The 21,255-nt window shown below is 73.0% G+C and carries 24 protein-coding genes; 12 read left to right on the top strand and 12 right to left on the bottom strand.

The annotated features are described in order from the left end of the window. Positions 1-81 precede the first annotated feature (81 nt). Together ABZX85_RS15060 and ABZX85_RS15055 are read left to right on the top strand one after the other, a co-directional pair. Positions 82-987, top strand: coding sequence for an endonuclease/exonuclease/phosphatase family protein (locus tag ABZX85_RS15060; RefSeq protein ID WP_355867915.1), 906 nt, complete (start codon positions 82-84; stop codon positions 985-987). A 91-nt stretch (positions 988-1,078) separates the two neighbouring features. After that, positions 1,079-2,251 carry a MalY/PatB family protein gene (locus ABZX85_RS15055; protein ID WP_355867218.1) on the top strand — a complete coding sequence of 391 codons (1,173 nt, stop codon included), beginning with the start codon at positions 1,079-1,081 and terminating at the stop codon, positions 2,249-2,251. A gap of 191 nt (positions 2,252-2,442) precedes the next feature. On the opposite strand, the gene ABZX85_RS15050 is transcribed toward ABZX85_RS15055, so the two are convergent. Beyond that, complete coding sequence (locus ABZX85_RS15050; RefSeq protein ID WP_355867215.1) at positions 2,443-2,958, bottom strand: hypothetical protein; 516 nt, start codon at positions 2,956-2,958, stop codon at positions 2,443-2,445. A gap of 160 nt (positions 2,959-3,118) precedes the next feature. Between ABZX85_RS15050 and ABZX85_RS15045 the strand changes: the two genes are divergently transcribed. After that, complete coding sequence (locus ABZX85_RS15045) at positions 3,119-3,664, top strand: hypothetical protein (protein ID WP_355867213.1); 546 nt, start codon at positions 3,119-3,121, stop codon at positions 3,662-3,664. 24 nt (positions 3,665-3,688) lie between these two features. On the opposite strand, the gene ABZX85_RS15040 is transcribed toward ABZX85_RS15045, so the two are convergent. Further along, a complete protein-coding gene (locus tag ABZX85_RS15040) occupies positions 3,689-4,636 on the bottom strand; it encodes an NmrA/HSCARG family protein (RefSeq protein ID WP_355867210.1) in 948 nt (315 codons plus the stop codon). Between the two features lie 170 nt (positions 4,637-4,806). Between ABZX85_RS15040 and ABZX85_RS15035 the strand changes: the two genes are divergently transcribed. Further along, positions 4,807-4,986: a hypothetical protein gene (locus tag ABZX85_RS15035; protein ID WP_355867207.1), complete on the top strand. Its 180-nt coding sequence runs from the start codon at positions 4,807-4,809 to the stop codon at positions 4,984-4,986. A gap of 22 nt (positions 4,987-5,008) precedes the next feature. On the opposite strand, the gene ABZX85_RS15030 is transcribed toward ABZX85_RS15035, so the two are convergent. Continuing rightward, positions 5,009-5,356, bottom strand: a complete 348-nt coding sequence (locus ABZX85_RS15030) for a metalloregulator ArsR/SmtB family transcription factor (protein ID WP_355867204.1) — start codon at positions 5,354-5,356, stop codon at positions 5,009-5,011. Positions 5,357-5,463: 107 nt separating this feature from the next. On the opposite strand from ABZX85_RS15030, the gene ABZX85_RS15025 reads away from it, so the two are divergent. The 3 genes from ABZX85_RS15025 (at position 5,464) to ABZX85_RS15015 (ending at position 7,290) form a co-directional block, all read left to right on the top strand. Next, the gene (locus ABZX85_RS15025) at positions 5,464-5,694 is read left to right on the top strand and encodes a hypothetical protein (protein WP_355867201.1); all 231 of its coding nucleotides are present in this window, start codon (positions 5,464-5,466) and stop codon (positions 5,692-5,694) included. 79 nt (positions 5,695-5,773) lie between these two features. Beyond that, positions 5,774-6,145: a hypothetical protein gene (locus tag ABZX85_RS15020; protein ID WP_355867199.1), complete on the top strand. Its 372-nt coding sequence runs from the start codon at positions 5,774-5,776 to the stop codon at positions 6,143-6,145. Continuing rightward, entirely contained in the window at positions 6,142-7,290 is a 1,149-nt protein-coding gene (locus ABZX85_RS15015; RefSeq protein ID WP_355867196.1) for a hypothetical protein, read from the top strand. The genes ABZX85_RS15020 and ABZX85_RS15015 overlap by 4 nt, the downstream gene beginning before the upstream one ends. On the opposite strand, the gene ABZX85_RS15010 is transcribed toward ABZX85_RS15015, so the two are convergent. Together ABZX85_RS15010 and ABZX85_RS15005 are read right to left on the bottom strand one after the other, a co-directional pair. Beyond that, positions 7,277-8,809 (bottom strand): serine/threonine-protein kinase, encoded by a 1,533-nt coding sequence (locus ABZX85_RS15010; RefSeq protein WP_355867193.1) that lies wholly within the window; start codon positions 8,807-8,809, stop codon positions 7,277-7,279. The genes ABZX85_RS15015 and ABZX85_RS15010 overlap by 14 nt on opposite strands. Then, a complete protein-coding gene (locus tag ABZX85_RS15005) occupies positions 8,806-9,570 on the bottom strand; it encodes a serine/threonine protein kinase (protein ID WP_355867190.1) in 765 nt (254 codons plus the stop codon). The genes ABZX85_RS15010 and ABZX85_RS15005 overlap by 4 nt, the downstream gene beginning before the upstream one ends. Positions 9,571-9,883: 313 nt before the next feature. Here ABZX85_RS15005 and ABZX85_RS15000 point away from each other — a divergent pair, with 313 nt between their 5' ends. Further along, positions 9,884-10,741 (top strand): SGNH/GDSL hydrolase family protein, encoded by an 858-nt coding sequence (locus tag ABZX85_RS15000; RefSeq protein ID WP_355867187.1) that lies wholly within the window; start codon positions 9,884-9,886, stop codon positions 10,739-10,741. Positions 10,742-10,849: 108 nt separating this feature from the next. On the opposite strand, the gene ABZX85_RS14995 is transcribed toward ABZX85_RS15000, so the two are convergent. After that, a complete protein-coding gene (locus ABZX85_RS14995) occupies positions 10,850-11,518 on the bottom strand; it encodes a PadR family transcriptional regulator (RefSeq protein WP_355867184.1) in 669 nt (222 codons plus the stop codon). A 27-nt stretch (positions 11,519-11,545) separates the two neighbouring features. Beyond that, the gene (locus tag ABZX85_RS14990; protein WP_355867181.1) at positions 11,546-12,742 is read right to left on the bottom strand and encodes a histidine kinase; all 1,197 of its coding nucleotides are present in this window, start codon (positions 12,740-12,742) and stop codon (positions 11,546-11,548) included. A 163-nt stretch (positions 12,743-12,905) separates the two neighbouring features. Between ABZX85_RS14990 and ABZX85_RS14985 the strand changes: the two genes are divergently transcribed. From ABZX85_RS14985 to ABZX85_RS14975, 3 genes are all read left to right on the top strand, one after another. After that, a complete protein-coding gene (locus tag ABZX85_RS14985; RefSeq protein ID WP_355867178.1) occupies positions 12,906-13,277 on the top strand; it encodes a DUF4333 domain-containing protein in 372 nt (123 codons plus the stop codon). A gap of 76 nt (positions 13,278-13,353) precedes the next feature. Continuing rightward, positions 13,354-15,369, top strand: a complete 2,016-nt coding sequence (locus tag ABZX85_RS14980) for an FtsX-like permease family protein (protein WP_355867175.1) — start codon at positions 13,354-13,356, stop codon at positions 15,367-15,369. A 105-nt stretch (positions 15,370-15,474) separates the two neighbouring features. After that, entirely contained in the window at positions 15,475-16,164 is a 690-nt protein-coding gene (locus tag ABZX85_RS14975; RefSeq protein WP_355867172.1) for a GNAT family N-acetyltransferase, read from the top strand. A gap of 42 nt (positions 16,165-16,206) precedes the next feature. Here the strand turns inward: ABZX85_RS14975 and ABZX85_RS14970 are convergent, their stop codons facing one another. Continuing rightward, entirely contained in the window at positions 16,207-17,124 is a 918-nt protein-coding gene (locus ABZX85_RS14970; protein WP_355867169.1) for an AraC family transcriptional regulator, read from the bottom strand. A gap of 106 nt (positions 17,125-17,230) precedes the next feature. On the opposite strand from ABZX85_RS14970, the gene ABZX85_RS14965 reads away from it, so the two are divergent. Beyond that, positions 17,231-18,022, top strand: coding sequence for an MBL fold metallo-hydrolase (locus ABZX85_RS14965; RefSeq protein WP_355867166.1), 792 nt, complete (start codon positions 17,231-17,233; stop codon positions 18,020-18,022). A gap of 43 nt (positions 18,023-18,065) precedes the next feature. Here ABZX85_RS14965 and ABZX85_RS14960 read toward each other — a convergent pair whose 3' ends face one another. The 4 genes from ABZX85_RS14960 to ABZX85_RS14945 form a co-directional block, all read right to left on the bottom strand. Then, a complete protein-coding gene (locus tag ABZX85_RS14960; protein WP_355867163.1) occupies positions 18,066-19,031 on the bottom strand; it encodes an NAD(P)-dependent oxidoreductase in 966 nt (321 codons plus the stop codon). 30 nt (positions 19,032-19,061) lie between these two features. Further along, the gene (locus tag ABZX85_RS14955) at positions 19,062-19,610 is read right to left on the bottom strand and encodes a CGNR zinc finger domain-containing protein (RefSeq protein ID WP_355867160.1); all 549 of its coding nucleotides are present in this window, start codon (positions 19,608-19,610) and stop codon (positions 19,062-19,064) included. A gap of 38 nt (positions 19,611-19,648) precedes the next feature. After that, the gene (locus tag ABZX85_RS14950) at positions 19,649-19,837 is read right to left on the bottom strand and encodes a hypothetical protein (RefSeq protein ID WP_355867157.1); all 189 of its coding nucleotides are present in this window, start codon (positions 19,835-19,837) and stop codon (positions 19,649-19,651) included. A 120-nt stretch (positions 19,838-19,957) separates the two neighbouring features. Then, entirely contained in the window at positions 19,958-21,127 is a 1,170-nt protein-coding gene (locus tag ABZX85_RS14945) for an FAD-dependent oxidoreductase (RefSeq protein WP_355867154.1), read from the bottom strand. Positions 21,128-21,255 lie beyond the last annotated feature (128 nt).

The raw sequence follows: 21,255 nt of genomic DNA, 5'->3' as shown, positions 1-21,255 counted from the left end.
ACTCTCCGCGCCCTCTTCCGACCCGCCCCCTGGCGCCGTGGCCCGGTGCTCGTCGTCGCCGCGCTCGCGCTGGGCCTGCTCATGCTGCTGCACGCGCGGCTCACCGGCCTCGCCGGGCTCGGCAGCCTGGTGGAGAGCTTCCTGCCGTGGTTCGGCCTGTGGGTGCCGGTGCTGCTGGCCGCCGCGCTGTGGCGGCGCTCGGCGTCGGCGGTGGTCGCGCTGCTGCTGCCCGCGACGGTGTGGCTGAGCCTCTTCGGCGGGCTGCTCGGCGACCGGTCCCGGCCGGGCGGTGACCTCGTGCTGGTCAGCCACAACGTCGCCGCCGGGAACCCGGACCCCGCCGGGACCGCGCGCGCCCTCGCCGCCTCCGGGGCGGACGTGCTGGCGCTGGAGGAGATCACCGAGCGGGCCCGGGGCGTCTACGAACGGGAGCTGTCGTCGGCGTACCCCTACCACTCGGTGCTGGGCACGGTCGGGGTGTGGAGCAGGCTGCCGCTGTCGGACACCCGGCCCGTCGACATCCAGCAGGACGCCGGACCGCTGGGCGCCGCCAAGACGGCCGCCGAGAAACAGGACTACGGCCGGGCCCTGCGCACGACGGTGACGACGCGCCACGGACCGCTCGTCGTGTACGTCGTCCACCTGGGGTCCGTACGGGTGAACCCCCGGTCGGGCTTCTGGACGGAGTCGCGGGACCGCAACGCGCAGGCGCTCGGCGCGGTCCTCGCCGCCGAGCGGGCCGAGCGGGTCGTCCTCCTCGGCGATCTGAACGGCACCTTGGACGACCGCGCCTTCGACGGCGTCACCGCGCGGCTGCGGTCGGTCCAGGAGGTGGCCGGGAAGGGCTTCGGCTTCAGTTGGCCGGCCGCGTTCCCGGTCGCGCGGATCGATCAGATCCTGGTGCGGGGTGTGGACCCGAGGAGCGCGTGGCTGCTGCCGGAGACGGGGAGCGACCATCTGCCGGTGGCGGCGCGGATCGGCTGGTGAGGGCGGGCCGGCCGGGGGGCAGAGGTCCGAAAGTCTCGGCCCGGCCCGCGCGGGGTCTTGTCCGAACTCGTCTGTGTTCTAGCGTGAGTTCATGGAGATCCTGCCGAGTGAGACAGCCGTGGCCCCGCCGCTCCAGGTCCCTCTGGGGCGGCTTCGGCGCCGGACGAGCATGAAGTGGCGGACCTATCCGGCGGACGTGCTGCCGCTGTGGGTCGCCGAGATGGACGTCGACCTGGCCGAGCCGGTCGTGCGGGCCGTCTCGGACGCGCTGGCGCTCGGGGACACCGGGTATCCGGCGGGCACCGCGTACGCCGAGGCGCTCGCGGAGTTCGCGGCGAAGCGGTGGGGGTGGGAGGGGCTCGCGGTGGAGCGGACGGCGGTCGTGCCGGACGTGATGCTGGGGGTCGTCGAGATGCTCAGGCTGGTATCCGGGCCGGGTGACGCCGTCGTCGTCAACTCCCCGGTGTACACGCCGTTCTACCAGTTCGTGGGGAACCTCGGGCGGGTGGTGGTGGAGGCTCCGCTCACGCAGGACGGTCGGATCGGCTTCGGTGTCCTGGAGGAGACGTTCGCACGGCTCCGTGCGGCCGGCGGGCGGCCCGTGTATCTGCTGTGCAGCCCGCACAATCCGACGGGGACGCTGCACACGGCCGCTGAGCTGGCGCAGGTCGCGGCGCTGGCCCGCGCCTACGGGGTGCGGGTCGTGGCGGACGAGATCCACGCGCCGGTCGTGTCGGCGGGCTCGCGGTTCGTGCCGTATCTGAGCGTTGCCGGCGCGGAGGGCGGGCTGTCGCTGATGTCCGCGTCCAAGGCGTGGAACCTCGCCGGGCTCAAGGCCGCCGTCGCCGTCGCCGGGCCCGAGGCGGGCGCCGATCTCGCGCGTCTCCCCGAGGAGGTCGGGCACGGCGCGAGTCACCTCGGCGTGATCGCCCACACGGCCGCGCTGCGGGACGGCGGGGACTGGCTGGACGCGCTCCTGACGGGGCTCGACGCGAACCGGCGACTGCTGTCGGAGTCCCTGGCGGCCCACCTCCCCTCGATCCGCTACACCCCGGCCCCTGCGACGTACCTCGCCTGGCTGGACTGCCGTCCGCTGGAGCTGTCCGCCGACCCCGCGTCCGTCTTCCTCGACCGGGGCCGCGTCGCCCTCAACTCCGGCCCGTCCTTCGGCACCGGGGGCGAGGGGTTCGTCCGGCTGAACCTGGCCACGTCGGCGGAGGTGCTGGAGGAGGGGGTGCGGAGGATGGCAGGGGTCTTCGGCTGAGGCTGAGACCGGGGCGGCGGGGCGGCGGGGCGGCGGGGCGGCGAGGTTCATCGGCTGCGGGGCGGGGCGCGGGCCCGTGAACCGGCGGCGGTCGTACGGGAGTCGCCGGACGCTCCGCGCCGAACCGGCGGCAGCACCTGCGGCGCTCGCCCCGCCCTCCCCCACTCGCCCCGCCTCCGCCCGCCCCGCCCTCACTCCCCCCGCAGCACCGCGATCCCCGCCTCCCCTCGCGCGCTCTGCGCGAGCAGTTCCGTGAGGGACGTCGCCGTTCCCTCGTGGTGGAGGAGGAGCACCGGCATTTTCTCGCCGCCCCGTTCGGGCGGGACGAAGTCGGTGACGATCTCCCGGCGCAGGAGGACGACGCGGTCGGCGTCGGCGGGATCGGAGGGGAGGCCGGCGAGGTGGGTGTGGAGGGCGCCGGGGTGGTCGGCGAGATCGCCGGCGAGGGTCTCGCGCAGGGCCAGGACGCTCACCGCGAGCCGGTCGCCCGCGCGTTCGTAGCGAGCGCACAGGTCGAACGGCAGGAGGTAGAACACGCCCTCCTCCCCCTCGTGCCCCCGGTTCAGCAGGACGCCGGTCATCCGCTCGGCCGGCTCCGCCGACCCGGCGTCGACGCCGAGCACCACCCCCACGTCGTCCGGCCCGAACGCGGGAACCGAGGTGATCCACATACGGGCGGAGTCGGCCGTACCACTCGCTTGGTCCATGCCTCCGATTGAAGCGCACGCCACTGACACTCCCCCGTCCCGCCCCCTTCCGGGAATGTCCGAAACAGGCCGGTGGTCTCCCCCAACCATTCCCCCGCGCCCTTGGTCTCACCGAGCACGAACAGCCGACTCACAGACCTCGGACGGGAGTTGCTCACCCATGTACCGCTGGGCCACCGCACTGGCAGCACTCACCCTGACCCTCACCGGAGCCGTTCTCGCCCCCTCCGCCGCAGCAGCGCCCCGGGCCGCCGCCTGCGAGACGGGCTGGGGCAGCGGGGCGAAGGCCGCACCGGGCTCGATCGACATGACCGGTACCCTCACGGACGTACGGACGGGCCGCCACGACTGCTACGACCGGATCGTCCTCGACATCCCCGGGATGACCACCGCCGACCCGGCCGCGTACTGGGTGCAGTACGTCCCGTCCTTCTCCCATCCCCCGACCCAGACGGGCATCCCGGTGACCGGCGGCGCCATCATCGAGATCGAGTTCACCGCGCCGCCCTCCCCCGCCTACCCCGCCCGTCTGGCGGCCCGCCTCCCCGGTGTCGACCTCACCGGCTACCGGACCTTCCGCGACGCCAAGTTCGGCGGCAACTACGACAACGCCACCCACCTCGGCCTGGGCACCCGGGCCCAGCTCCCCTTCCGTGTCCTCACCCTTCCCGACCGCCTGGTGGTGGACGTGGCCCACACCTGGTGACCGACCCCAGGGCTTGTTGACACATCACCCGCTGAACTGCGCCGCGTTCTCCGCCAGCCACGCGTCGAAGCTCCGCAGCTCCGGGTTGAGCTCCCGCAGCCGGACGAGGTCGCGTGCTCCGGTGAACTCCTGGTCGAAGTCGCCGTAGTACTGGAACATGTTGCCGATCTCGTCCCCGGCGGGGATGCCGAGGGAGCGGAACACGTCGTACGGGACGGACTGGAAGCGCACGGTCTCGCCGTACACGGTGGACAGTTTCTCCGCGTACTGCGCGCCCGTGAGGTGGTCGCCGGCGAGGCCGACGGTCTCGCCGATGTGGCGCTCGCCGCCCTTGAGGAGGGCGAAGGCGGTGCGGCCGATGTCGGCGACGTCCACGCCGGACAGGAGCTTGCCGTCCGCCAGCGGGAGGGTCAGCGTGAGGACGCCGTCGTCGCCGCGCTTGGGGGCGAACGGGCCCAGGAAGCCCTGGAAGTAGTAGGTGGTGTTCAGGAAGGTCGTCGGTACGCCGGCCTCGGTGAACAGCCGGTTCGCCGCCCCCTTCGCGTCGAAGTGGGGGACGTTGTACTCGCCCTGGAGCACCGGCATCCGCTCGTCCGTCAGCGGCAGCAGCTCGCGGGTGTCCTCCAGCGTCGACCAGACGACGTGCCGCAGCCCCGCCTCCTTCGCGGCCCGCACCAGCGCCTCGACCTCCGCGGTCTCGGCCGCCGCCGACATGTGGGCCCAGAAGTTGGTGACCAGGAAGGCCCCGTACGCCCCTTCGAACGCCTCCCGGACGCTCGCCTCGTCGGTGAAGTCCGCGCGGACGACCTCGGCGCCGAGCGCGGCCAGTTCCTTCGCGGCCGGCGAGTCGGGGTTGCGGGTCAGCGCCCGCACCGCGAACCCGGACTCCGGATCGGCCAGCGCCGCCCGCACGAACCCGCCGCCCTGCGCACCCGTGGCTCCGGCGACCGCGATGACCTTCTTGCCGCTCATGATGACCCTCCGAGAGGTTGTGGTTGAAGTGTCAACCAGAACCCTAGAACCGTCAAGGTGACACGTCAACCACCTCGCGCGCGAAAACCGCTACGATGCGCGAGTTGCCAAACTCAGCAAGTCGTCAGTTCACCGATCACGCGGAATCACGTCGAGGAGGGGTCGTCCTGGTGAGCGGTTTCACCGAGGCGTTGCGCGAGCGCGTACGAGCGGCACGGGAACGGCTCGCGGCGGCGCTCCGCGAGAACGACGCGTACGAGACCGCCGTCGCCCAGGACGAACTGGACGACGCCCTGCGCATCGCCCGCGCGCACGGCGTGGAGACGGAGCGGGACCCCGGCGGGGCCTAGGCCGCGCGGAACGGGCGTGCGGTCACGCGCCGCGTGACGTCCCGGGTGCCGATCTGAGGTCCGCTAGGAGTTCCGCCTGACCCGCGAGGACGCCGGAGAGGATGGCGCGGGCGACGCGCAGGAGTTCGGCGATGTCGGGGCTGGTGAGGGAGTAGTGGACGGTGGAGCCCTCCTTGCGGCTCACCACCAGGTTCGCGCGGCGCAGGACGGCGAGCTGCTGGGAGAGGTGCGCGGGTTCGATGCCGACCTCGGGGAGCATCTCGGCGACGGAGTGCTCCCGCTCGCTGAGGAGTTCGAGGACACGGATACGGGCGGGGTGCCCCAGTGTTTTGAAGAACTCCGCCTTCAGCTGGTACAGCGGCGTACTCACCGGCCCCCCACCTCCCGTTTCTGCCCACTCGTCACGACCACGCATGGTAACAACAACGCCGGTTGCCGCATCCGGCAAGCACCGAAGACGAGAGGGGAGCCGCGACGATGTGGCCACGGATCGACGGACTGCGCACGCTGGAGCTCGGCCCCCCGGGCGCCCTGCGCACCCGCCTCGACTCCCTCGCCCTGTCCGGCCGCAAGACCACGACGACCGGCCTGTTCGACGAGTACGAGCGGCAGGGCGAGATCCTGGAGACGCCGAGGGCGAGGGGGACGACGGCCGACGACGGCACGCTCGTCGTGTGCCTGGCCTTCCGTCTCCTCACGGCACCCTGACATCCGTCAGGACCGCCGGCGCCCCGCTCTTTCCTAGGGTTCGATCCGTTCTCGATCCCGGACCAGGAAAGGCCCGATCATGCGCAGAGCCCTTCACGGCGTCGCCGCGCTCGCCCTCACCACCGCAGCCGTCCTCACCGGCGCCTCCCAGGCCCAGGCCGACGGCGGCGCGTGGGACGGCTGCCCGTACGGCGCGGTCTGTATCTACCCGGAGAACGTGGTTCCGGCGAACAACCCGAACCCGAGCCACATCTTCTACTCCTACGGCTTCCACCCGATCTACAACCAGTACGGCAACCACTGGGTCCTCAACAACCAGTACGACGGGGCCGTCGCCGAGCTGTGCGAGTCCGTCGCCGGGGACTGCCACGACTCCATCCCCGAGGCGACGGGTTACCTCGTGAACCTCACGCCGATCAACTCCCTCCACCTGCGCGAGCACTACCTGTGAGGCGCCGGGTTCTCGCGGCCACCGCCGCGCTGCTGCTGGTCGGCGGAGTGGCGGGCACAGCCGCCGCGGACGCCCCGGCCGGCCGGTCCACGCCGGCCGCCGTCGCCGCCGTCACGGTGCCCAGCGGTGTCACCGCCGGGGTCGCCGTCTTCGACCGGCAGGCCGGGACCTTCACCGAACAGCTCAACACGAGCATGCAGTTCAGGTCCGCGTCGGTCGTCAAGATCCTGCTGGCGCTGGACTTCCTGTGGAACCGGGGCCCCGACTACAGCGTGCCCGCCGCCGACCGGGCGCGTCTGGAGCCGATGCTCCGCAGCAGCAAGGACGGCTCCGCCGACTACTACTGGACCGCGAACGGTGGCTCCGCGATCATCACCCGGATGGTCAGCCGGCTCGGTCTGCTCGACACCGCCCCGCCGCCCGCCGGGTACGAGGGCTACTGGGGCTACACCGCGCTCTCCGCCCGGGACACGGTGACGATCTACCGCTACCTCCTCGACCAGGCGCCCGCCCCGGTCCGGGACTTCGTGATGGGCAACCTGCGGCAGTCGACGCGGTGCGCCTCGGACAGCTTCGACCAGCACTTCGGCATCGCCGGGGCGTTCGACAAGCCGTGGGCGGTGAAGCAGGGCTGGTCGGGGTCGTACGCGGAGGGCACCTGCGGTCCGGTGGGCGCGGCCTCGGCCGCCGCCGCGAACACGAAGACCACCGCGACCGCGGCGGCCGTCGACCTGACGCGGCCCGCGCTGCACAGCACCGGGACCGTCGGTGCCAATGACCGGTCCATCGTCGCGGTGTACACGCTGCACCCGGTCGGGACGTCGTACGGGAAGGCGTACACGGACATCGGGCGGCTGACCCGCTCGCTGAACGTGCCCGGGGCGACGCGTCCGGCGGGCTGGTGGTACGGCACGTGGAGCGAGCACGTGAACGTCCGCCGCGACCCGTCGACGGCCAACGCGCCGATGACGCAGCTCCCGGCGGGCGTCGAGGTGTTGATCGGATGCCAGAAGCGCGGGCAGGAGGTGCAGGTGCCGCCCTACACGAACGACTGGTGGGCGTATCTGCCCCAGTACGGCGGCTGGATCTCCAACATCTACGTCAGCTCGCCCGACAACCGGATTCCGGACGTCAGGGAGTGCTGACCCCCTTCTGGTAGTCGGCGAGGTTGCGGAGCACCTTGTCCACGTACGGCTGGGCGCGTGCGGGGACTCCGCGTTCCTCGATGACGGTGCGGTCGCTGGTGCGCCAGCCGGCGGCGATCAGCGCGGGCAGGTCCGCTACGGGGAGCTGGGCCTTCTTGAACTGCTGGTCGAGCCAGCACGTGTACAGGCTCATCGTGGAGATGGCGTCGGGCGGCGACAGGTAGTCCTTGTCGCCGTCCCCGTCGCCGTCGACCGCCCAGGCACGGAACACCGCCGGCGTCCACATGGCGATGCCGTACTCCTCGGACGCGGGCCGGGAGGCGTGGATGTCGAAGCCGCTCTCCGCCTTCAGCATGGCGGCGAGCAGCGCGGGGGTGACCTCCGGGTCGGTGCAGCGTTTCGCGGCGTCGGCGATGACCGGGCGCAGGGCGACCGGTACGTCGGAGTCCTCCGGAATGCTTCCGGCGGCCGGCTGGCGGGCTCCGGTGACGACGGCGGGCGTGGTGCGTCCGCCGTCGTCCTTCCTGTCGTTCTTGTCGTTCCCGCCGCCTCCGAGCAGGGTGAATCCGGCGACGGCCGTGACGGCGGCGAGCGCGGCCAGCGCGGCGACCGGCCACGGTCCGCGCCGCACACGCCGGCCGGAGAGCCCCGCGATCCGGGACCTGAGGCTCGCGGCGGTGTGCTGGAGCCGGGTCTCGTGGTCCGGTGCCAGGCAGTCGGCGACGATCCGCCGCCAGTTCTCGTCGAGCCCGGCGTCCAGGCGCAGCGGGGTGGTGCCGCGGGCGTAGGACTGGGCGGCGAGGGAGCGGGCGCGGGCGGTGGCGCCGGGGAAGGGGTGCAGTCCGCCGGTGAGGACCTGGTGGGCGAGGACGCCGAAGGCCCAGATGTCGGCGGTCGGGCGGACGACGGCCCCGTCGGCGCCGGTGCGCTGCGACCACCACTCGGGCGGCAGGTGGTCGAGGGTGCCCAGCGGCGGCATGTGGGCGTGGGTGCCGTCGAGTTCGGTGGCCAGCCCGAAGTCCGCGAGCCAGACCTCGCCGTCCGTACCGAGCAGCACGTTCGCCGGTTTGAGGTCGCCGTGCACCCAGCCCGCGCCGTGCATGTGCGCGAGCCCCTCGACGACGCCGCGCAGGACCCGTAGGGGGTCGGGGACGGCGCGGCCCGCATTGAGCACCTCGCACAGGCTTTCCTCGGCGCGGTCCATGACGAGCGCGATCGCGCCGTCCAGCGCGGGCACGTCCGGGGCGTCGACGGTGCACACGGCACGGGTACGGACGAGGTGGGGGTGGTCGGCCTCGGCGCTGAACCGCACCTCGCGGTCGACGAGTTCACCGAGCGCGGCCCGCTGGCCGGGGGCGAGGGCGCCGGTCGGCAGCACCTTCACCGCGGCCGGGGTGCCGTCCGCGACCGCGCGTGCCTCGTAGACGGTGCCCCAGCCGCCGGAGCCGATCACGCCGGCCAGCTCCCAGCCGTCGACGCGGAACCCCTCGGGCAGCGTCGGCGTCGTCAGGTCGGTCATGCGCAGGCGCCCTTCCGTGACGGCAGCAGGGTGAGGTGTTCCTCGCGGACCAGGCCGAAGCGCAGGGCGTGCGAGGCGAGGCGGGCGCGTTTGGCCCCGGTGCGGCCGGCGCCGTCACCGCCGGGTTCGTCGCCGATGTCCAGGCGGAGTTTCGCGAACGCCAGGTAGTCGATGTGGTAGTTGACGGCGGATCTGGTCAGTCCCCGGCAGCTGTCCAGCGGGCGCAGGCGTTCGGCGATGTCACCGGCGCCGGGCAGCACGCTGTCCGCCGGGTCCCGCAGGCGCGGTTCGCACAGTGCCACGAGCACGAGGAAGTACTTCGCGGTCGCGTCGAGGGCGTACGGGTGGACGGTCAGCTCGCCCGCGCCGGGTGTCGACCGCTCGTCCAGGTAGGCGTGCTGCGGGGCGAACACCTTGAAGTCGACCGTGCCGTTCAGGCCGGGCAGGACGACCCGGGAGAACTCGAACGGCACGGGGGCGCCGAGCCGTCCGGGGGCGACCGTGAGGTACTCCCCGGCGCCCTCCAGGTTCTCCACGACGTACGCGGTCTCCTTGTTGAAGTTCGACAGCCGCCAGTAGTCCTCGGCGGCCTCCAGCCGTCCCGCGCGCCGGGAGATCCCCGGGTCGCGCAGGAGGATGGGTACGTCCCCTCTGCCGAACTCCGCCACGTCGCCCGGTCCCATGCGCAGCAGTTGCGGCCTGCCCGCGCCCTCGCCCTGCGGCCGTGGCGGGCCGGGCGGCTGGACGATGATCGTTTCCATGCCGGCTCTCCCCCGATGTGTTCACCGGAATTCTACGGACGGCTGCGATCACCGTCTGCCTGGTGTTGTGTGCGATCCGTGAATGGATGCCGCACCTCCGGCGAAGGCGGATGGTCGGTCCGGGCCGGGCTGCGCGACACCGAGAGCATCGTGGGTCGGGGCGGGCACCGCAAGCGCCGAGGTGGGGGCGGGGGAGGTGGGTGGTGGTGCCGGTTCGCCGGCCGGGGATGTCATGGATGAGCGGGCTCCCGCTATCTTGGCTACTCAACAATGCACCTAGGTGTGGGGACACCTGTCGGGGAGGGGCCTGGACATGGCGGACCGTGCGTTTCGGCGTTACGTCGCTCTCGGGGACAGTCAGACCGAGGGGCTCGGGGACGGGGACGACGTCCGGGGGCTGCGCGGGTGGGCGGACCGGCTCGCCGAGGAGCTCGCCCGGGAGGAGCCCGGTCTGCTGTACGCCAACCTCGCGGTGCGGGGGCGGCGGGCGGGGCAGGTGCGGCGGGAGCAGCTCGCGCCGGCTCTCGCGCTGCGGCCCGGCCTCGCGACGGTGGTGGCCGGGGTCAACGACGTGCTGCGGCCGGGGTTCGACGCGGACGAGGTCGCCGGTGAACTGGAGGCGATGTTCTCGGCGTTGACCGGGCAGGGGGCCGTCGTCGCGACGATGACGTTTCCCGACGTCGGGCGGATCACCCCGCTCGCGCGTCCGCTCGGCGGGCGGCTCCTCGCGCTGAACGCGCGGGTCCGGGAGGCCGCCGCCCGGCACGGCGTGGTCGTCGCCGAGACGGGGGCTCATGCCGTGGTGACCGATCCCCGGCTGTGGAGCGTCGACCGGTTGCACGCGAGTCCGCTCGGGCATGCGCGGATCGCGGCGGCCGTGGCCGAGGCGTTGGGGCTGGCGGGCAGCGACGACGCGTGGACCCTGCCGCTGGACACCGCCCCACCGCAGCGGTCCGTCCTGCGCGCGGTGAGCGCCGAGGCGCGGTGGGCGGGGGCGTTCCTGGGGCCTTGGGTGGTACGGCGGTTGCGGGGGCGTTCGTCGGGGGACGGGCGGGGGGCCAGACGGCCGGAGCTGCTGCCGGTGGTGGCGTGGGGTGGAGAGGTGGGGGGAGTCGGCGGGAACGGGGGAGGCCGGGAAGCCGGGCGGCGTGAGGGGACTGGACGCGGCTGAGAAGCTGAGCGGGGCCGGGGAACTGGACGCCGCTGCGAAGCTGGGCGGTGAGCGGGAACTGGACGAAGTGGGGAGCTTGGCCGGGGTGGGGAAGCCGGGAGGTTCCGCTCAGGGGCGTGGGGCTCTGCCCGGGCCGGCCGCTCCGCCCGCTCGCCCACCCTCCTCGTGAGCCTTGTTCTCCTCGCGGCCCACGTCCTCTTCGCGGCTCTCGCCCCGCCGCGCCGCCAGCCGCTGGTCGATCCTGCGCAGGGCGATGTCCCCCCACTGGAGGTTCTCCCGCTCGAACGCCATCCCCCGCAGCAGCGTGAGATACGGCCCGATGCGCTCTGCCTCAGCGAAGTACGCCTCCTCCGAGCGCCCCTCCAGCAGGCGTTGCCGGAGCCGTTCGTAGCGGGCGAGTTTCGCGGTGGCCCACTCCATCCGCTGGACGACGGCCGCCCGCACCGCCTCCCCGTCCCCCGCGTCCAGGCACTGCACCTTCACCATCACGTCGTCCCGGACGGCCGTCGGTCTCCCCGAGGGCTCGGCGGTGAACGCGCGCACCGCCTCCCGACCCGCCTCGGTGAGCGAGAACAACCGCTTGTCGGGCCGCCGTTCCTGCCGCACGACCCGCGCGGTGACCAGGCCCTCCCCCGCCATCCGCTCCAGCTCCCGGTACAGCTGCTGCGGCGTCGACATCCAGAAGTTCGCGACCGACGCGTCGAACGCCTTCGCGAGGTCGTACCCGGACGCCTCGCCCTCCAGCAGCGCGGCCATCACCGCGTCACGCAAAGCCATGAGGACACGCTAACAGCGGACGAGTAGTCAATTCGTTGAGTGAACGGGCCGCCCGCTCACCGGGAACACCGCCCGCACCTCCCATCCTGCACCGCTCCGGGGCCCGGTTCTCAGGTCGCCGCCGAGGGCGGTCACCCGTTCCTTGAGGCCGACGAGTCCGAAGCCGCCGCCGTGGGCCGCCGCGGGGAGCTGGGTGTGGCCGCGGCCGTCGTCGGTGACGGAGACGGTGAGGCGCCCCGGGTCGTCGAGGAGGCGGACGTCGATGTGGGTGGCGTCGCCCGCGTGGCGGCGGATGTTGGTGAGGGATTCCTGGACGACGCGGAAGGCGGCGGCCTGGATCTCGTGCGGGAGCTGGTCGGAGAGGGTGGGGGCGCGGTGCAGCGTGACCGTCTGGACCGGGGTCGCGAAACCGTCCGTGAGGTCGGCGATGGCCGCGAGGTCGCCCACGGGGCGTCGGTCGGCGTCCTCGTCGGTGTCGCGCAGGACACCGACGGTGCGGCGCATCGAGGCGAGCGCCTCCGTCGCGGCGCGTTCCATGCCGGCCAGGACGGGGTCGAGTTCCTGGCGCTGGGTGGTGGCCATCATGCGGGCCATCTGCGTCTGGACGAGGATGCCCGTCACGTGATGCGCCACGAAGTCGTGGAGGTCGGCCGCGATGGCGACGCGCTCGGAGCGCCGGGTGTCGCTGACGGCGACGGCACGGCGGTAGTCCATCGTGCGCAGGTAGGCGGCGAGGCCGACGAACAGGCCGACGAGGACGAGGCCGACGAACAGGAGGCCGAACTCGTCGGAGCCGAGCAGTCCCCCGCCCCGCACCGGAAGCAGCGCGAGCGCGGTCACACCGAGGGCGCCGCAGCCGACGGCCCACTTCGGCGGGCAGTGCCGGACCGCGAGGAACAGTCCGCACAGCAGGACGACGACCTCGCCGGGGCCGAAGAGGGGGGAGCCGTCGGTCAGCGTCGAGCCGAGGGAGTGGAGCGCCGAGGCCGCGGCGGGTGCGCCGGCCCTCATCTGCGGGGTGAGCCACTCGGGCCGCCGCACGGCCGGCCACAGCACGGCGGCGACGCCGACGGCCAGGACGGCGAGGGCCGGCAGGACGGGGGCAGCGGTCGGCAGGACGCTCGTCCCGTCGGCTCCCGCGATCATCACGTCGACGAAGCAGGCCGACAGGAGGAGGCCGACGGCGAACCCTCGGGCGAAACCGCGGAGTGAGACGGACTTCATGCCGATCACGGTACGGCGGGCCGGGCCCCGTCCGGATCGGCCGAACGGCCGAGGGGACCGCCTCGGGAGCGCCCGTGGAATTGGCCGTTCGGCCGAGGCGGGCCCCTCCTTCCGCGAGCGAGTCTGGAGGCACGTTCTCCCCACGCACTTCAGGAGCAGGTCGATGCAGCGCAGCAGGTTTCTCGTCGGTGTCCTCGGTGGTGTCGCCGCCGTGGCCGCGCTCGGCGCCCTCGTCACCCACCTGGTCTCGGGCACGGAGTCGACAACGCGCCTGGACGAGTTCACGACGGTGACGGTGGACGGCCACAAGGCCCTGGCGCCGAACATCGTCGCGGGCCGCACCCAGAGCAAGTACCACCCCTTGCCCTGGGTCGGCACCGAACTCACCGGCGTGACCTGCCCGTCCGGCCTGAAGGCCGTCCCCGGCGCCACCCTCACGTGCACCGGCACGAAGAGCGGCGGCGAGACGGTGGACATACCCGTACGAGTGAACAAGGCCGACGCGAAGAGCGTGACGTGGGCGTTCGACCGCTGACGGGCCCGCCCCCGAGACGCCGCACCCGTTCCCTCACCCACCCCTCGCCACCCCACCAGAAGCCCCCGGAGCCCTCATGCGTTCCCCCGTCCTCCCGCTGACCTGGCACCTCGCCAGATCCTCAGGCCGCCGCGGCCTCCAGTCCCAGCTCCTCGCGGCCGGCGCCGCGGCCATCGGCGCGTTCCTGCTGCTGGTGATGGTCGCCGCCGCCCTCGGCTCGGCCGACCGCGCCGACCGCACGACCTGGCGCACCCCCGAAGCCGCCCCGGCATCCGCCGCGACGGCGATCCAGGCCATGACAACGACGTACGTCCGCCACGACCCGGTGACCGTCGTGAACCTCGCCCAGCTGCCGAACCGCCCGGCGACTCCGGCGCCGCCGGGCCTGAACGCCTTCCCGAAGCAGGGCGAGGTCTACGTCTCCCCCGCCCTCGCGGACCTCCTGGACAAGCTCCCCAAGAACCAACTCGCCGCCCGCTTCCCGGAGGTGCGGTCCTACGGAGTGATCGGCGCCGCCGGTCTCGCCTCTCCCGACGACCTGGTGGCCGTGGTCGGCCGCGCCGCCACGGACCCCGCGGTCTCGGAGGCCGCCGGCCGGCAGAACTACTACGACGAGGACCTCACCGAGCGGGCCCTGATCTCCGGCTTCGGCGGCACGAAGGCGAGTGTGTTCACCGGCTCCGACCGGACGACGGTCCTGATGGGCGTCGTGCTCCTGATCGTCCCGGTCGTCGTGCTGGCCTCGGCGGCGGGTCGGCTCGGCGCGGCCCGGCGTGAGCAGCGGCTCGCCGCTCTGCGGCTGGCGGGGGCGACACCCCGGCAGATCCTCGCCATGACGGCCGCGGAGGCGGCTGCGGTCGGTGCGGCCGGGGCTCTGGCGGGCGCCCTCGCCTACGCGGCGCTGCTTCCGGCGCTCGCCGAACTCCCGTACGGCGTGGGCGCTTGGTACACCGGCCAGTTGTGGGTGGGTCCGCTGTGGCTCGCGACGATCACGCTGGCGGTGACCGCGCTCATCACGGTCAGCGCGGTGACGACGCTGCGGCAGGTGGCGTCTTCGCCGCTGGGTGTCGCGCAGCAGTCGAACCCTCGGCGGACGCGGTTGATCCGTCTGGTGCTGTTCCTCGGGGTCCTGGCATACATCTGGGGGACGACGGGCGGGGACAGGCAGTTGACGGGGCAGCGGCTCGTCGCGCTGCTGCTGCTCTTCTACGGCGCGTTCTGGCTGTTCGGCCCGTGGGTCGTGGACCGGCTGGGCCGGATCGTGGGCCGGTACGCGGTCCGTCCGGCGACGCTGCTGGCGGCGCGCAGGCTGAGCGACGACCCGCGCGCGGCGTGGCGCACGGTCAGCGGTCTGGTGCTCGCCGGGTTCGTGGCCGGGTTCTTCTCGATCAGCACGCTCACCCTCGACGGTCCGAAGCACCACGGCCAGGTGGCGGTGGTCACCGCGAACGCGGCCGACGCCCGGCAGACTGCGACCGCGGCCCGTACGGCACTGCGCGACGCGGGTGTCACGGCGACGGTGACCGTCACGGGCGAGGACGAGTACGACAGTCTGCTGGGTGGTGTCCCCGGGGTCACGGCGAAGGTCTCCGGCGGCCAGGACCGTGTCGACGCGGCCGTGACCGCGCTGACGCCCCTCGGAGCGGGCCGGCTGCCGTTCACGCAGGAGTACGTGTCCGCGCCGGACGACACGGTGACGGCGCGGGTCGCGACGGTCAGCACGGCGACGCTCGTCCTGAGCTTCCTCGTCGCCTCGGCCTCGGCGGGTCTGACGGCCGCCGCGAACGTCCTGGACCGGCGCCGGGTGTTCGGGCTGCTGAGGCTGTCGGGGACACCGCTCGCGGTGCTGGACCGGGCGCGGATACGCGAGACGGTGATCCCGTTGACCGTCCTGGCCGGGGGGACGACCGCGATGGGTGTCTTCGGCGCGACGCAGCTCAACAAGGCGGCGGGGACGACGATGAACACGTCGGGGGCCGTGCAGTTGGCGGTGTGTCTGGCCGTCGGGGCGCTGGCGATGTGCGCGGCGGTGCTGGGGAGCCGGCCGCTGCTGCGCAGGGTGACGGAGGGATCTGCGCAGGGGGCGGAGTGACCCGGCCCGCCCCGGCATCGCCGGGCAGGCGGTTTCCGCCCCGGCGCCGGTCCGTACGATGATCGCCGGGCAACCCGGCAAGCACGGTCCGAAAGGCGGAGCAGGATGGCGAACGGTGAGGTCGGTGTACTCGACGACCCGGTGGGTGAGTCGCTGCGGGGGCACCACTCGCATCTCGCGCGCCGGGTGGGCGGGGCGGCGACGTACGTGACGGACGTCGCGACGTTCTCGGCGGTGCCGGTGGACCCGGACGCGCGGGACTGGGCGGATCTCGCGGAGTTGCTCGGCCGGGACGCGTTCGCGGACATGTTCAGCTCGCCCGCGGTGCCGCCGTCCGGCTGGGAGCCGGTGTTCGTCCTCGAAGGCCGGCAGCTGATCTGGCCGGAGGGCAGGGTGCCCGGCGAGGCCCCCGGTGTCGTCGAGCTGGGCCCGGACGACGTCCCGGAGATGCTGGACCTCGTCGAGCGGACCCGCCCGGGACCGTTCTGGAAGCGCACGGCCGAACTCGGCACGTACCTCGGCGTCCGGGACGGCGGCTCGCTCGTGGCGATGGCGGGTGAACGCCTCCGCCCGCCGGGCTGGACCGAGATCAGCGCCGTCTGCACGGCCCCCGAGGCACGCGGCCGAGGCCACGCGGCGCACCTGGTCGACGCGCTGACCGCCCGTGTCCTCGCGCGCGGTGAACGCCCCTTCCTTCACGTCGCCGAGTCGAACACCGCCGCCCTCGCCCTCTACGAACGCCTCGGCTTCACGACCCGCAGGCAGGTGACGTTCCAGGGCTTCCGCACCCCGTGACGACAGCACGGACCGAGCCGGCCCCCGTCGCCCTCGCGCCGCTCAGATCCGGTGCGTCTCCCGGAACGCCCCAGGTGTCACCCCGGTCTGGCGGGTGAAGAACTTGCCGAAGTTGGTGGGTTCGGGGAAGCCGAGGCGGCGGGCGATGGTGGCGGCGGGTTCGTCGGTGTGGGCGAGGAGGCGCTGGGCCTCCAGGGCGACGCGCGCGTCGATGAGGGGTTTCGCGGGCTGACCGGTGGCAGCCGTGCACGCGCGGGTGAGGGTCTTGACGGTGTAGCCGAGGCGGTGCGCGTAGTCGGCGGCGCGGCGGGTGGTGGCGTAGGAGCGTTCCAGCTCTGCGCGGAACCGGGCGTACACCTCACCGCCCGCGTGCGGGTCACTGCCGTCGGGGCGGGGCAGGCGGTCGATCTGGAGCAGGAGGGTGGCCAGGAGGTGGCGGAGGATCTCCGCCGAGGCCGTCCGGCCGTCCGCGGCACTCAACCCATGCACGCCACCCGACTCGTGCACGCCTCTCGACTCGTGCACGCCACCCGACTCGTACTCCGCCCTCAACTGCCCCAGCAGCGTGGCCAGTACGGCATACTCGGGGCTCGCGCCGAGTTGTCGGCACGCCGGTTCGTCCCCGGGGTCCAGCAGTCGGCCGGCGCTGCTGAAGGGGGGTGGGAAGGCGGGGGTGAACAGGACGTGGACGCCGTCGGCGGTGCCGGGGCGGGTGTGGTGTTGGACCTGGCCGGGGCGTACCCACAGGAGGGTGCCGGGGCGGCAGGGGTGGGTCACGAAGTCGACCATGTGCTCGCCGGTGCCGTCCGTGACGAGCGTGAGGGTGTGGAAGTCGACTCGGTGGACGCCGTGCCGTCTGCGGCGGCGCAGGTCGGCGAGGCCGACGATCTCGAAGCCGGGGACGCGTGGCGCCGGCGGATTGAAGTCCAGCCGGGGGATCGCGTCGTCCTCGCTCACCATGATGTCCTCGTTCTACCATCCGGGGTCCCCAGCGTATCTCGCCCGGCCTGTGCGTTCCCGGCGAGAGTGGTGAGCACCAGCCCGCTTTCACCATACGGAGCCCACCATGAACGGCACGGTCACCATCCTCGAACGAGGCCCGGTCCGCATCCACAGCTACATGTCGCCGGCCGACACCTTCCACACCACCACCCAGTTCGTCGAGACCCCGGCCCGGATCGTCGCCGTCGACGCCCAGATGCTGCCCGCCCACGCGGACGAGGCCGTCGCCTACGCGAAGGGGCTCGGCAAGCCGCTGGACCGGCTGATCGTCACCCACGCCCACCCGGACCACTACAACGGCGCCGCCCGCTTCGGCGTACCCGTCCACGCGCTGCCCCAGGTCCGCGCCCAGATCCTGGCGCGCGGCGACAGCGTCCTCCCGACGGGCGAGACGATCCCGGTCGGCGACTTCACGCCGACCGTCGACCTGTTCCCCGGCACGGAGGTGATCGACGGTGTCCCGTTCGTCTTCGAGGCCCTGGCGGGCGGCGAGGCGCAGGACGAGATCGTCGTCAAGCTCCCCGAACAGGGGGTGCTGATCGCCCAGGACGTCATCTACCACGACGTCCACCTCTATCTCGGCAACGACGACATCCCCGGCTGGGAGGCGGCCCTCGCGACCCTCGCCGCCGACCCCGCCTACGACACGATCCTCCCCGGCCACGGCCTGCCCACCGGCCCGGAGATCTACGACCGGGTCCGCGCCTACCTCTCGGACGCCCGCGAACTCCTGACCACGGAGCGAGCGGCCGACGGCGAGACGTACAAGAAGGCGATCACCGACCTCCACCCCACCTACACGGGCCCCTTCCTCATCGACATCGCGAACCGCTCGCTCTTCCCGGCCGAACACTGACCCCGGAGTCACCTCGACACCCCACGGCCGCCGCCCCCGCCCGTCAGACGACGAGCGGGCCCGCCACCTCCAGTTCGCCGTGCTCGATGAGCCGGCGGACGGATTCGAGGACGGCCGCTTCCGGTTCGTAGCGCGGGGCGTACCCGAGCAGGGACTCGGCCTTGTCGATGCTGAAGCAGTGGCTGCGGTGCAGGTGCTCCCAGCTGGCCTCGGCGTGCTCCGGGGAGGCGGTCCGGCGGAACTCCTCCCAGGTGACGAACTCCAGCGAGGCGCCGTGCCCGAACCAGCCGGCGGCGATCTCGGCGTAGCCGCGTACGTTCAGGGCGGTGGGGGCGACGATCACGAAGTCCTCGCCCGCAGCCGCGTCCCGGCGTGCGATCGCCAGCTCGAAGCTCTGGGCGACGTCGTCGGCGTGGACGTGGTGCATCGACTCGGTGCCGCTGCCGGGGACGCGGAGCGGGCGGCCCGCCGAGAGGGTGGCCCACACCTCGGGGTCGAGGCTGCCGAGGGGGCCGATCGGATGCCAGCCGGGGCCGACGATGTGCCCGGGGTGCAGGGAGGTGGTGACGAGTCCGCCGGACGCCGTCTCCTCCTTCAGCATCCGTGCGATGAGGTCCTTCTGGACGCCGTACTCCCCCTCGGGGGCGGTCCCGGAGTCCTCGGAGATCGGCGAGCGCAGGCTCGGCCCGTAGCGCCAGATGGACCCGCAGTGCACCAGATGCCCGGCCTGCCCGCGCAGCCGCTCGACGAGCGCGCCGGCCGACTCCAGGGTGAAGCAGACGAGGTCGACGACGGCGTCCGCGCCCAACTCGGCGATCCGGTCGGGGAATCCGGCGTCCTCCCGGTCCGCGACGACCTGCCGCACCTGCTCCCACTCGGGGGCGCCGACGTACGCGGCACGGCTCCCCCGGCTGACGTTGACGACCTCGTACCCGGCCCGGACCAGCCGGGGCACGAGGAACGTGCCGATGTGCCCACTCCCGCCGATGACGACGACTCGCTCGCTCATGGGCTCCACGGTAGATCAACTCGGGCCGTCTCAGGCGGTCGGCTTCTTCCGCGCCCGGTACGCCGCCGCCTTGATCCTGTTGCCGCAGGACTCCATGCCGCACCACTGCCGGCGCGTCCCCCGCGAGCGGTCGACGTAGGTGCGGGTGCACTCCGGGTTGCCGCACTCCTTGAGGAGCGGGACGTCCGGACCGCTGAGCAGTTCGACGGCCTGGCGGGCGACCAGGGACAGCGCCTCCTCGGGGGTCGCCTGCGTCCACCGGCCGGAGGGCGTGAGCTGGGGCACGGCGGCCGGGGTGCGGGCCGCGTTGTTGACGACCGTCAGCGCCGATCCGTCGTACGGCTCGCCCAGGCGGCGCGCGGTCACGAGACGGTAGACCGCCTCCCGCACGGTCTTCGCCTGCTCGACGTCACCCTCCTGGGCCGGGGAGACCGCGTCGACGACGCCGGACTCGACGTACCAGGCGGTGAGCCGGTCCGGGGTCGTGAGCATCTCGAAGCGGGTGGAGCGGCGGGCGCGGAGAGTGGCGGCGAAGTCGAGCGCGGGGTGTCCGCAGACAAAGGAGTGAGCGGGGTTCACGTCACCATTCTGTACGGTGACGTCCGGGTCGGCAAGGTTCAGAGACCCAGGTCGAGGGCGAGGCAGGCGAGGGTGCGCCGGTCGGGGTCGTAGGCGAAGCGGGCCGGGTCCTGCGGGGTGGCGGGGCGTTCCTCGACGAGGTCGTCGTACCGGATGCGCTCGGGGAGTTTGCCGAACTTCGCGTGGCGGAGTGCGGAGGCGTTGTCGTTCGCGGGCTGCTGTCGCATGTGACCCTGCTCCTCTTCCCATGAGAGACGGTCCGCGTCGGGGCTGCCGACACACCAGTATCGTCACCGGTTCAACCGGTGACGTCAATGGGGTCGTCGGAATATGGGCGCGGTCGCGGTTCAGACCGCCGGGAAACCGGTGATGTCCGCCTCCCAGTCGAGGAGTTCCGCGAGGGTGTCGTCGCCGGGGCGGGTCTTGCCGACGGGGCGGCCGTTCGCGTCGGTCGCGGTGTACGTGCCGCGTGACATGGCCCCGCTGGTGACGATGTTGTGCTCGACGCGGGGGCGGCGCAGCGCCTCGTAGCGGGCGAGGGCCGTGTCGGTGTCGGGGAGGTCGCGCAGGCATTTCGCGAGGACGACGGCGTCCTCCAGGGCCATCGAGGCGCCCTGGCCGGTCGCGGGGGACGCCGCGTGGGCCGCGTCCCCGAGGATGAGGGCGCGGCCGGAGCGCCAGGGCATGCCGACGGGGAGTTCCGTGGCGTTGGTGACCATGAGGTGGTCGGGGGTGCCGGCGACCATCGCGGCGGCGGGGGTGTCGTCCTTGCGCAGGAGGGGGACGAGGAGGTCGCGCCAGTCGGCGGGGGTGCCCTCGGCGATCGCCTGTTCGGTGAGGGGGTCGCCGCCGACGCGTGCGAACCAGTACGTCTCGCCGTCCGGTGAACAGGCGAAGCCGAACGCGGCGCCGCTGCCTCGGACCATGGTGAAGCAGTCGGTGTCGGCGGCCGGTGCGACGTCCTTGGTGTAGCCGTAGAAGACGTACTGACCGGCGTAGCCGGGTGCAGTGCCGGGGGCGACGGCTTCCCGGACGACCGAGCCCAGCCCGTCGGCGCCGAGCAGCAGGTCGCCGGTGGCCGTGGAGCCGTCGTCGAAGTGGGCGGTGATCCCGTCGGCCCCGTCCTCGACGCGGGTCAGGCGGGCGCCGTAGCGCACCGCGATCCCCCGCCGTACGGCCTCCTCCTGGAGCGCGACGGCGAACTCGCCGCGCCGCAGGCAGCGGAAGTTCAGCGACGGGTCGTGCGCCTCCCCCATCGGCGCGTGCGCGGCCTCCGCGCCTGTCGCCTCCAGGAGCCGGATCGCCCGCAGCGGGAACCCGATCGCGGTGACGGCGTCGGTGGCCCCGAGTTCCCTGAGCGCCCGCATCCCGTTGCTGGCGAGCGTGAGGAACGCCCCGAGGTCCTCCGCCGAGTCCGGATGCGCCTCGAACACCTCCACGTCGAGCCCCGCCCGGTCCAGGGCCAGCGCCGACGCCGCGCCCGCGATCCCGCCTCCGACGACCAGTACTCGCGTCACCGCTCCACACTCCACTCGTCCCGACGACCGCGGGGGCGAAATGCCCCTGCCCGCACATGTTTCCACGGCCCGCGCGACAGGGGCCGGTACCGCCACGCCTCCCACTGAGACGTTTCAGGGTAAATCGA

It is taken from the genome of Streptomyces sp. NPDC004539, from assembly GCF_040610055.1.
GTDB lineage: Bacteria > Actinomycetota > Actinomycetes > Streptomycetales > Streptomycetaceae > Streptomyces.
The sequence above is the reverse complement of the archived record's forward strand: the minus strand, read 5'-3'. Positions and strand labels throughout refer to the sequence as shown.